The following is a 9850-nucleotide window of genomic DNA, read 5'->3' on the forward strand; positions in this document are numbered from 1 at the left end:
GGGGCGGAGAGCAAGGGGCGACCGGGCAGTTACCGAGGGATGCAAGACCGTGGGCTGACGTGGGTTGTAACAACCCTTTTCACAATGTAACGACGGTTAACAGGGCAGCGTGGGAGGCCCGGCCAGGGGTCTGATGGGCAGCTGACGCGCGATCAGCTCACGCTTGATTTGCTCGAGTGTCAGCACTCCGTCATGGAGCAGGGAAGCCAGCAGAGCTGCTGAAGCATGGCCCCCTTCAGGCCCGGGATCAAGGGCCTGGGCGATGTGGTCGATCGAGCCGGCCCCGCCGGAAGCAATCACCGGCACGGACACCGCATCGGCCACCGCCCTGGTGAGCTCAAGGGCGTAGCCGGCCTGGGTGCCATCGCCATCCATCGAGGTGAGCAGGATCTCGCCGGCGCCCAGCGCCACCACCCGGCGGGCCCAGGCGACCGCATCGAGGCCGGTGTTCTCCCGGCCACCCTTGACATACACGTCCCAGCCACCGGCGGGACGGGCCCGGGCGTCGATGGCCACGACGATGCACTGGCAGCCGAAGCGCTCCGCACCGCGGGCCACCAGCTCGGGATCACGCACGGCAGCGGAGTTGAGGCTCACCTTGTCGGCGCCGGCCCGCAGCAGCGCGGTGATGCCCTCAACGCTGCTGATCCCGCCGCCCACGGTGAAGGGGATCGTGACCGCCTCGGCGCAGCGACGCACCAGCTCCACCAGGGTGGAGCGGCCCTGGTGGCTGGCGGCGATGTCGAGAAAGACAAGCTCATCGGCCCCCGCGGCGCTGTAGCGACAGGCCAGTTCCACCGGGTCACCGGCATCCCGCAGACCCACGAAGTTCACCCCCTTCACCACCCGGCCATCGGCCACGTCGAGACAGGGGATGATCCGCTTGGCAACCATGGACGGGGGCTCCGGTAAGCGCTGTTAATGTTGCGCCACTTTCCAGTCGCGCCGGCCATGTCCCAGGCTGCCACCATCAACGTTGGCTCCAAGGTGCGGATCACCCGGGTGCGCGACCGCATTTCCACTGAGATGGTCGAGGCCCTCAAGGCTGACGCCACCGGCACCGTGACCGGCTTTCGCACCGTGGACGGCAAGGGCATCGGCGTGGTGGTGGCCCTCAGCGGTGGCCAGACAGCCTGGTTCTTTGACGACGAAATCACCCTCTCCTGAGGCCCAGGCCCTTGAGCAACAGCCCCAACCCTGAAGCTGCCAGCGGCGCCGGTGCTCGCCAGCTGCTGGGCATGAAGGGTGCCAGCGGCACCAGCAGCATCTGGAAAATCCGGCTGCAGCTGATGAAGCCGGTCACCTGGATCCCGCTGATCTGGGGGGTGCTCTGCGGCGCAGCCGCCTCCGGCAACTTCCACTGGACCTTCAGCGAGGTGGGCGCCTCGATCGCCTGCATGCTGATGAGCGGGCCCCTGCTGGCCGGCTACACCCAAACCCTCAACGACTACTACGACCGCGAGATCGACGCGATCAATGAGCCCTACCGGCCGATCCCCTCAGGGGCCATCCCCCTGGGCCAGGTGAAGGCCCAGATCTGGATCCTGCTGCTGGCGGGCCTCGGCGTGGCCTACGCCCTGGACCTATGGGCGGGCCACGGCACGCCGGTGCTACTGCTGCTGGCCCTGGGCGGCTCGTTTGTGAGCTTCATCTATTCGGCACCGCCGCTGAAGCTCAAGCAGAACGGCTGGCTCGGCAACTACGCCCTGGGCGCCAGCTACATCGCCCTGCCCTGGTGGGCAGGCCAGGCCCTGTTCGGCCAGCTCACCTGGACCACCGCCATCCTCACCCTGGCCTACTCCCTGGCGGGCCTGGGCATCGCCGTGGTCAACGACTTCAAGAGCGTTGAGGGCGACCGGGCCCTGGGCCTGCAGAGCCTGCCGGTTGCCTTCGGCATCACTAGGGCCAGCTGGATCAGTGCAGGCATGATCGATCTGTTTCAACTGGCGATGGTGGCAGTGCTGATCGCCATCGGTCAGCATTTCGCCGCAGTGTTGCTGGTGCTGCTGATCATTCCCCAGATCACCTTCCAGGACATCTGGCTGCTGCGCGACCCGGTGGCCTTCGACGTCAAATACCAGGCCAGCGCCCAGCCCTTTCTGGTGCTCGGCATGCTGGTGACGGCCCTGGCGATCGGCCACAGCACCCTGGTTAGCTCCGGCACCCTGGTCAGCTGAAGTGAGCGGCGCAGCCACCCGCCAGGCCCCCAAGCCCCGCCGCCGCCCCAACCTGGTGCGGGCCGGCCTGCTGGCCGCCCTGATCGGGGGCGGTGTGGCCTGCGGCCAGGCCGCCCTGGTGGCTGGCCTCGACAGCCTGCTGCCCGATGCCCGCGGCATCAACCATTTCAACCGCCCGGGCACCCTCACGATCCTCTCGGCCGATGGCCAGGTGGTGCACAAGATCGGGCCGGTGACCCGCGAAAAGCTCACCCCCGAAACCCTGCCAACCCTGGTGGAGCAGGCCTTCATCGCCGCCGAAGACCGGCGCTTCTACCAGCACAACGGCATCGACCCGGTGGGGATCGGCCGGGCCCTGGTGCGCAACATCAGCCAGCGGTCGGTGGAGGAAGGGGCCAGCACGATCACCCAGCAGCTGGCCCGCACCGTTTTCCTCAGCCAGGACCGCACCCTGGTGCGCAAGCTGAAGGAGGCCGCCCTGGCCGGCAAGCTCGAGCGCCAGCTGAGCAAGGCCCAGATCCTCACCGAATATCTAAATGTGGTGTATCTGGGCTCAAGTGCCTACGGCGTGGCCGATGCGGCCTGGGTGTACTTCTCGAAAACCCCCGACCAGCTCAACCTCCCCGAGGCTGCCCTGATCGCCGGACTGCCGCCGGCACCCTCGGTGTATTCCCCCCTGGTGAATCCGGATCTGGCCCTGGAGCGCCGGGCGGTGGTGCTGCGGCGCATGCAGGAGGCCGGCTTCATCAGCAGCAGCGAGCAACAGCAGGCCGAGGCTTCCCCCCTGGAGCTCAGGCCTGCCGAACCCAAGTATTGGGACAGCCAGGCCCCCTACTTCAGCAGCTGGGTGCAGCAGGAACTGCCCCAGGTGCTCACCCCCGAGCAGCTGGAAGTTGGCGGATTGACCGTGCGCAGCAGCGTCAACCTGGCCTGGCAGAAGGAGGCGCAGAAGGCGATCAACACCTACGCCAGCGGGGATATGGAGGGGGCCCTGGTGGCGATGGAGCCCGGCACCGGCCTGGTGCGGGCGATGGTGGGCGGCACTGATTTTCTCGACAGCCAGTTCAACCGAGCGGCCCAGGCCCTGCGTTCCCCCGGCTCCACCTTCAAATTGTTTGTATATCTCACGGCTCTAAAGGAGGGGATGCTGCCGGAGCGAGTGCTGCGCGATTCAGCCCGCTGCTTCCGCGGCTACTGCCCGAAGAACTTCGGCAGCCGCTACCTGGGCTCGGTTTCGATGGTGGTGGCCCTGCAGAACTCGCTCAATACGGTGGCGGTGGCCCTGCTCCAGGAGCTGGGCTTCGACAAGGTGATCGCCACCGCCAAGAGCCTGGGCATCAGCCGGGAACTGGGGCGTTTCTACCCGATGGCCCTGGGCGCCTACGAGCAGACGGTCCTGGACATGACCGCGGCCTACGCCGCCATCAACAACGGCGGCATCTACGTCAAACCGACTCCGTTTGAGGAAATTCTCGGGCCCAACGGCGAGCTGCTCTGGAGCCGGCGGGTCGAGGGCGACCCCGGCAAGCGGGCGGTCAACAGCGACATCGCCGCGATGATGATGTGGATGCTGCAACGGGCCGTGCAGTCGGGCACCGGCGGCGGCGCCGCCCTGCCGAATCGACCGGTGGCGGGCAAAACCGGCACCTCTGAGGGGGGCCGGGACCTGTGGTTCATCGGCTCGATCCCCCAGCTCACCACAGGCGTGTGGCTCGGCTACGACGACAGCCGGGGCACCAAGGACACCAGCGTGGTGGCCACCTACGCCTGGCGGGCCTTCATGGCGCCGATCACAAAAAACCTGCCCGTGCGCCAGTTCCCGCCCCGACCGGAGCTGCAGGACACCTACCGGGGTGGAAAGAAACCGCCGGAGCGGGCCAAGCCGACTAGCCGGCCCGACGACCTGCCCTACCGGGCCCCCCAACCCCTGGAACTCGATCCCAGCCCCAGCCTGGAGGGCGAGGCAGCGCCGATCCAGCAGCAGGAGAGCCAGGCACCGGCCGCCCCGCCGAGCCCAGCGCCAGCCACCGCCCCCCCTCCAGCCCCAGAGGCGCCACCGCCACCTGTGACCGCCCCCACTCCGCCCTAGGCCCCTGGCGGCGATGCCTGCAGCAGGGCGGCATAAAAGCCATCGCCGCCGCCGGGGGCGGGCCAGCGCTGCCACTGCTGCAGACATTGCCAGGCCGGATGGTCACCGAGGAAGGCCTGCAGCAGCTGGCTGTTCTCAGCGGAATTGACGGTGCAGGTGGCATAGACCAACTGACCGCCCGGCTTGAGCAGGGGCAGCAGGGCCTCCAGGAGGCGGCGCTGCAGCAGCACCAGCTCGCCGATTAGGGCAGGGGTGATGCGCCAGCGGGCATCGGCGTGGCGGGCCAGGGTGCCCAGGCCCGAGCAGGGGGCATCCAACAGGATGCGATCAAACCAGCCGCACCACTCGGGTTTCTCGGCCGCCAGCTCGGTGGCATCGGCAACCAGGGTGTGGATGGAGCCCAGGCCGAGCCGGGCGGCGTTGACCCCCACCCGGCGCAGGCGGCCCTCGGAACGATCCACCGCCCACACCTCGCCCTGGTCGCCGATCAGTTCAGCCAGGTGGGTGCTCTTGCCGCCGGGGGCAGCGCAGGCATCGAGGATGCGCTCGCCGGGCTGGGGATCCAGCAGCAGCCCCACCGCCTGGGCAGAGCGATCCTGCACGCACCAGTGGCCCTCGCCATAGCCGGGCAGGTGGCGCAGCTCGCCGCTGCGGCCCCGCAGCGTGAGGCCATTGGCCAGCTCCGGCAGGGGGGCCGCCTCCAGCCCGGCGGCGGCAAAGGCCTCCAGCACAGCCGCCCGGCTAGTGCGCAGGGGGTTGACGCGCAGGTCGAGGGCGGGGGGCTGGTTGCAGGCGGCCGCGAACAGCTCGGGCTCGGGCCACTGCATGGCCAGCTCCGCCAGCCAGGCGGGCAGGGAGTGGCGCAGGCCCAGGCAGCCGGCGGGATCGGCGGGCAGGGGGCCCAGGCCATCCCAGGGCTCAGGTTTGGCCCCCGCGCGCCGGCGCCCGCAAGCCCTAAGTAGGCCATTGACCACCGGCGCCAGCCGGCCCAGGCCGCCCTGCTTGGCCAGCTCCACGCTGGTGCTCACCGCCGCCGAGGCCGGCACCCGGGTGCTGAACAGCAGCTGGTAGAGCCCCAGGTGCAGCAGCCAGCGCAGCTTGGGGGGCTGGCGGGCGGCGGGCACCTTGCCAAGGGCATCAAGCCAGCCGTCGAGCAGGCGCCGCTGGCGGATGGCGCCGTAGGCCAGCTCGGTGGCCAGGGCGCGGTCGGCGCCTTCGAGGGGATGGCGCTGCAGCTCCCGCTCCAGGGCCAGGTCGGCGTAGGCCCCCGCCCCCACTGCCAGCAACACCTGCCAGGCCAGCTGGCGCGGCGCCAGACCCACCGGGGCAGTCTCCGGATTGGACTCCGGGGCGGCAACAGACTGCAAGGCGGCGGGGTCGGGGGGCATGGCTCCACACCTAGCGCGGCTGCCAGCGGTGACGGGCCAGGGGCAGGCAACCGGCAGCATCCACGGGGATGCCCTCGGCGCGCAGCAGCTCGGCCTGGATCCAGTCGCTGCCCTCGCGGCTGGGGGTGAAGCTGATCTGCCCTTTTGCATTAACAACCCGATGCCACGGAATCTCCGACGGCAGGGGCAGGCGGCGCAGGGCCCAACCCACCTGGCGCGCCGCACCCCAGACGCCGATCAGCTCGGCAATCTGGCCGTAGGTGGCGAGCTGGCCGCGGGGGATGCGGGCCACGGCGGCATAGACCTGCTGGTCGAAGGCGTTTGGGCTTGGCATCGGCTGGACAGTTCCATCTCCTGGGCTGTTCCATCGGCTGGGCAGTGCCATCTCCTGGCGGGCATGATCACGGTGCATGACCGGCAGGGCTTTCTTGGCTGAGCCCTGCTTACGGTTGATGCCTATCTTTCACGACGTCTCCATGCCCTCCGGCGCGACCTTCAACATCCCAGACGATGAATCTGGCGCCGTTCCCCTGGGTCGACGGGCTGAGGAGGAGGGCAGGTTGCGGGGCCTGACCCAGGCCGAAGGAATCGTCATGATCGTTCTGGGCCTCCTGGCCCTCGGCTTTCCCGTGGTGGCCTCCGCCTCGGTGACGTTGATGGTGGCGATTGCCTTCCTAGTGGGCGGCATCGTTGGCTGGATCGACAACATCTCACGGGCGAGACGCCTCGGACGCTGGCACTGTTTCTGGCGGCTGGTGGTCTCAACCCTGTTTCTGGTCACGGGGCTCTGGGTGCTCCTGCAATTCAAGGCGGGCATCGTGCCGGCGGCCTTCCAGGTGAAAGCGCTGGCCACGGCGATCGGCATCGTGTTCCTGGCTGAGGGGGTAGTGACTGCCCTCCTCTCGCTGAGCCATCGCTCCACCAGGGGATGGGGTTGGGGCCTGGTCAACGGCATCGTCACCCTTGTGCTGGGTTTCCTGATCCTCTCGATGAGTCCGGCCGGGTTGCTCTCCGTGATTGGGATCCTGGTGGGCATCAGCTTTGTGTTCAGCGGGTTCGATTTGCTCGCCTTCAGCAGCCGCTTCCATCCGCGTGTCGAGTGAATTGCGGCCATGAATCCGCAGCTCACCTGACGCCATGCCCCTGCTGCCCCGCCGCTTTGAGCGGCTCAAGGCCGTGCTCAATCAGCGCATGGGCGATCTCACCGTGGTGCTCGAACACGTGGACAAGCCCCACAACCTCTCGGCGATCCTGCGCAGCTGCGATGCGGTGGGGGTGCTGGAGGCCCATGTGGTGAGCCTGGCGGGCCGCACCCCCACCCTCAACTGCACGGCCAAGGGCAGCGAGAAGTGGGTGCCCCTACATCGTCACGCCGAAATCGGCGAGCTGCTGCAGGGGCTGAAGGATCGGGGCCTGCGGCTGTTCGGCACCCACCTCTCCCAGGAGGCGGTGGACTATCGGCAGTGCGATTTCAGCGGGCCCTGCGCCTTTGTGCTGGGGGCCGAGAAGTGGGGCCTGAGCCCAGCAGCGGCCGCCCTGGTGGACCAACCGGTGGTGATCCCGATGCGAGGGATGGTGCAATCGCTGAATGTGAGCGTGGCCTGCGCCACGCTGCTGTTTGAGGCACTGCGCCAACGCCAGGCGGCCGGCCGGGTGCCCAGCGGCGGCGAAGGGCTGGAACCAGAGCGCTACGGCCGCCTGCTGTTTGAGTGGGCCTACCCGGAGGTGGCCGCCTGGTGTCAAAGGGAGGGGCGGCCCTACCCAGCCCTCGACGCCGAGGGGGCCATCAGCGAAAGCCTGCCCCGCAGCCTGAAGATGCGCCACTGAAGCTGGGCCACTGAGCTGAGCTGCTGGCGCTGGGGCCATAGGAGTACTGGCTGATTCAGGCGCGGCCTTGGTCAGACGGTCGCCCGAAATCAATGCAAAATGGTGGTCAAAACTCCATTTCGGCTGCGAATATGGCGTCAGCCATACGATTTTTGCAGCCGCCGCCCGGCAGCTTCTTCCTGTTCGGCCCTCGCGGAACTGGTAAATCCACCGCTCATTACTAAACCTGGCCAACCTGGCCAGAGAAGCCGAAATTCCCCGCAAACGGGCAGAAAGCTATCTGGGAATTCTGGAGGATCTGTTGATCAGCTTTCGGCTGCCGGTGTTTCGACGGCGGGCCCAGCGGCAGCTGGTGCAGCACCAGAAGTTTTTCTACTTCGATGCCGGCGTGTTTCGCTCCCTCAGGCCCCGCGGGCCGCTGGATGCGCCGGAAGAGATTGATGGCATAGCCCTCGAATCCCTGGTGGCGCAACATCTGCGGGCGCTCTGCCAGCTGCGGCCCGGAGGCGCCCAGCTCAGCTTCTGGCGCACCCGATCCGGATTGGAGGTGGATTTCATCGTGTATAGCCCGAATCTGTTTCTGGCCATTGAGGTAAAACGCAGCCGTCGCATCGACCGCAGCGACCTCAAGGCGCTGCTGATCGATGGCATCCGCTGTGAACCGCTCGAAAAATGGCTGCGGCAACTGCGCCCCTGAAGGCAGCTTCAGCTGCCAGAGCGCTGGGCATTGCCACCACTGAGCCAGCTCTCGAGCCCCTCCCCCAGAAACGACAGGCCGAGCACCAGTACAAACAAAGCCACACCGGGGTAGAGGGCGGTCCACCAGATGCCGGTGGGGAGGGCGGTGAGGGCCTGCTGGAGGTCGCCGCCCCACTCGGGGATGGTTTCGGGCAAACCCAGGCCGAGGAAACCGAGGCCGCCGAGCACGAGCACCGCATCGGCGGCATTGAGGGTGAGCAGCACCGGCACCGAGGTGATCACGTTGCGCAACAGGTAGCGGCGCAGGATCCACAGGGGCCCGGCGCCGAGCGACTGGGCCGCTTCTACATAGAGCTCTGCCTTCACCTGGGCGCTCTGGTTGCGCACGACGCGGAAATACTGGGGGATGTAGACAACGCAGAGGGCAGCAGCGGCATTGGGCAGGCCGCGACCGAGCAGAAAAGCCATCACCACGGAAAGCAGCAACACCGGCAGGGTGTAGAGGGTGTCCATCAACAGCACCAGCAGCCGATCTACCCAGCCGCCCAGGTAGCCACTCACCATGCCGAGGGGAACGCCGATCACCAGGGCGATCACCAGGGCCAGCAAAACCACCTGCAGGGCCACGCCACTACCGGCCAGGGTGCGCACGCATACATCGCGGCCAAGCCGATCGGTGCCGCACCAGTGGCCCAGGGAGGGGGCGGCGTAGATGGGGTTCTGCAGTCCGGAATTGGGCTCGGGCAACCAGCCCACCTGTACCAACAGGGGGGTAAGCACTGCCACCAGGGCGTAGGCCACCACAATCACCAGACCCCAACGGGCCATGCGACCCGAAAGGCTGGTGGCAGGGCGAAGAGTCAGCAAGGGCATGGGGCGACCTTAGGCAGGGCCGGGCTTGGAATCCCTAGGAACCAGACCGAAGGTCACGGCGGGCCCGGATCCGTTTCCTAAGCACGCGACTCCAGCCAAAGGCGGCAGCAACCCCAAACAGGGGAAGGGGACCTGGCACATCGGCGGGGGTGGGTCCTGGGCCGGGGCCGGTCTCATCAGTTACGGAGATGGCCCAGCTGTTGATACTGAAGGGGCCACCTGGAGTTGTGTCTTCGTAATAGAGCCTCCAGGTCCCGTTGGCAGCTTCTCCATTAAAAATGGAAAAAAGGTCCGCAGATTGGTAGCTGCCGCTCACTAATAAAGAGCCACTTACCGGCGAGGAGAAGGAATCCTGGAAATCCCAAGTAACTGTAGCACCTGGTGTCTGACCAGTTAAGTCACCTTGGTAAACCATTTGCGCAAAGGTTCCAGTTGGGCTTTCCAGGAAGAGTTGAATCTCACTATTAAAAGAAAAATCGGGGCTACTGCAGACACCAGAAGAGCCGATAGGAACACGACCTCCACATTTTGTAAGGCTGACGCTTAGCGAAACGTTGGTCACGGAAGAGCCCAGCCCTCCAATAAGCAGCCCTGTGTCAAGGATCCCACCATCAACCTGAAGCACGGGCGAAAAGACCTCGGAATTTGTAACAGTTAATGCCCGGGCGGGCATACCCGAAAGCAAATTTATGGCCAACCCAGATGCACACAGCCCGGCAAGAAAAAGGGGAAGCCTAAGGATGGCCGGCGCGAATTGCGCTTTAAGTATATTCAATGACATTACTTGCTCCCTTTCT

General features: G+C 66.7%; 11 protein-coding genes. 6 read left to right on the forward strand and 5 right to left on the reverse strand.

Annotation, left to right across the window (positions count from 1 at the left end):
* Positions 1 to 96 precede the first annotated feature (96 nt).
* Positions 97 to 894 (reverse strand): imidazole glycerol phosphate synthase subunit HisF, encoded by a 798-nt coding sequence (gene hisF, locus KBZ15_RS11615; protein ID WP_254931307.1) that lies wholly within the window; start codon positions 892 to 894, stop codon positions 97 to 99.
* 57 nt (positions 895 to 951) lie between these two features.
* Here hisF and KBZ15_RS11620 point away from each other — a divergent pair, with 57 nt between their 5' ends.
* From KBZ15_RS11620 to KBZ15_RS11630, 3 genes are read left to right on the forward strand one after another with little or no spacing between them, the layout of a single operon-like run.
* Positions 952 to 1167: a DUF2862 domain-containing protein gene (locus tag KBZ15_RS11620; RefSeq protein WP_197148244.1), complete on the forward strand. Its 216-nt coding sequence runs from the start codon at positions 952 to 954 to the stop codon at positions 1165 to 1167.
* An 11-nt stretch (positions 1168 to 1178) separates the two neighbouring features.
* The gene (chlG, locus tag KBZ15_RS11625) at positions 1179 to 2177 is read left to right on the forward strand and encodes a chlorophyll synthase ChlG (RefSeq protein WP_255015380.1); all 999 of its coding nucleotides are present in this window, start codon (positions 1179 to 1181) and stop codon (positions 2175 to 2177) included.
* A gap of 1 nt (position 2178) precedes the next feature.
* Positions 2179 to 4266 (forward strand): transglycosylase domain-containing protein, encoded by a 2088-nt coding sequence (locus KBZ15_RS11630; protein WP_396123457.1) that lies wholly within the window; start codon positions 2179 to 2181, stop codon positions 4264 to 4266.
* Here the strand turns inward: KBZ15_RS11630 and KBZ15_RS11635 are convergent.
* Both KBZ15_RS11635 and KBZ15_RS11640 read right to left on the reverse strand, forming a co-directional pair.
* Positions 4263 to 5654, reverse strand: coding sequence for a 16S rRNA (cytosine(967)-C(5))-methyltransferase (locus tag KBZ15_RS11635; protein ID WP_255015381.1), 1392 nt, complete (start codon positions 5652 to 5654; stop codon positions 4263 to 4265). The two genes, KBZ15_RS11630 and KBZ15_RS11635, sit on opposite strands and share 4 nt — an antisense overlap.
* 10 nt (positions 5655 to 5664) lie before the next feature.
* Positions 5665 to 5988 (reverse strand): MGMT family protein, encoded by a 324-nt coding sequence (locus KBZ15_RS11640; RefSeq protein WP_255015382.1) that lies wholly within the window; start codon positions 5986 to 5988, stop codon positions 5665 to 5667.
* Positions 5989 to 6130: 142 nt separating this feature from the next.
* Between KBZ15_RS11640 and KBZ15_RS11645 the strand changes: the two genes are divergently transcribed.
* From KBZ15_RS11645 to KBZ15_RS11655, 3 genes are all read left to right on the forward strand, one after another.
* The gene (locus KBZ15_RS11645) at positions 6131 to 6757 is read left to right on the forward strand and encodes an HdeD family acid-resistance protein (protein ID WP_255015383.1); all 627 of its coding nucleotides are present in this window, start codon (positions 6131 to 6133) and stop codon (positions 6755 to 6757) included.
* Positions 6758 to 6791: 34 nt separating this feature from the next.
* Positions 6792 to 7481 (forward strand): tRNA (guanosine(18)-2'-O)-methyltransferase TrmH, encoded by a 690-nt coding sequence (trmH, locus tag KBZ15_RS11650; protein WP_255015384.1) that lies wholly within the window; start codon positions 6792 to 6794, stop codon positions 7479 to 7481.
* Positions 7482 to 7707: 226 nt separating this feature from the next.
* Positions 7708 to 8178, forward strand: coding sequence for a DUF4143 domain-containing protein (locus KBZ15_RS11655; RefSeq protein ID WP_396123459.1), 471 nt, complete (start codon positions 7708 to 7710; stop codon positions 8176 to 8178).
* 8 nt (positions 8179 to 8186) lie between these two features.
* Here KBZ15_RS11655 and KBZ15_RS11660 read toward each other — a convergent pair whose 3' ends face one another.
* Together KBZ15_RS11660 and KBZ15_RS11665 are read right to left on the reverse strand one after the other, a co-directional pair.
* The gene (locus KBZ15_RS11660; RefSeq protein WP_255015385.1) at positions 8187 to 9053 is read right to left on the reverse strand and encodes an ABC transporter permease; all 867 of its coding nucleotides are present in this window, start codon (positions 9051 to 9053) and stop codon (positions 8187 to 8189) included.
* Between the two features lie 34 nt (positions 9054 to 9087).
* The coding region (locus KBZ15_RS11665) for a hypothetical protein (RefSeq protein ID WP_255015386.1) at positions 9088 to 9850 on the reverse strand (763 nt) is incomplete at its 5' end.

It is taken from the genome of Cyanobium sp. BA20m-p-22 (genome assembly GCF_024346275.1).
Taxonomy (GTDB): Bacteria; Cyanobacteriota; Cyanobacteriia; order PCC-6307; family Cyanobiaceae; genus Cyanobium_A.

Coding starts and splice junctions, on each gene's coding strand:
- trmH (WP_255015384.1), top strand. CDS start 6,792: ATGCCCCTGCTGCCCCGCCGCTTTGAGCGGCTCAAGGCCGTGCTCAAT.
- KBZ15_RS11620 (WP_197148244.1), top strand. CDS start 952: ATGTCCCAGGCTGCCACCATCAACGTTGGCTCCAAGGTGCGGATCACC.
- KBZ15_RS11640 (WP_255015382.1), bottom strand. CDS start 5,988: ATGCCAAGCCCAAACGCCTTCGACCAGCAGGTCTATGCCGCCGTGGCC.
- KBZ15_RS11635 (WP_255015381.1), bottom strand. CDS start 5,654: ATGCCCCCCGACCCCGCCGCCTTGCAGTCTGTTGCCGCCCCGGAGTCC.
- hisF (WP_254931307.1), bottom strand. CDS start 894: ATGGTTGCCAAGCGGATCATCCCCTGTCTCGACGTGGCCGATGGCCGG.
- KBZ15_RS11660 (WP_255015385.1), bottom strand. CDS start 9,053: ATGCCCTTGCTGACTCTTCGCCCTGCCACCAGCCTTTCGGGTCGCATG.
- KBZ15_RS11645 (WP_255015383.1), top strand. CDS start 6,131: ATGCCCTCCGGCGCGACCTTCAACATCCCAGACGATGAATCTGGCGCC.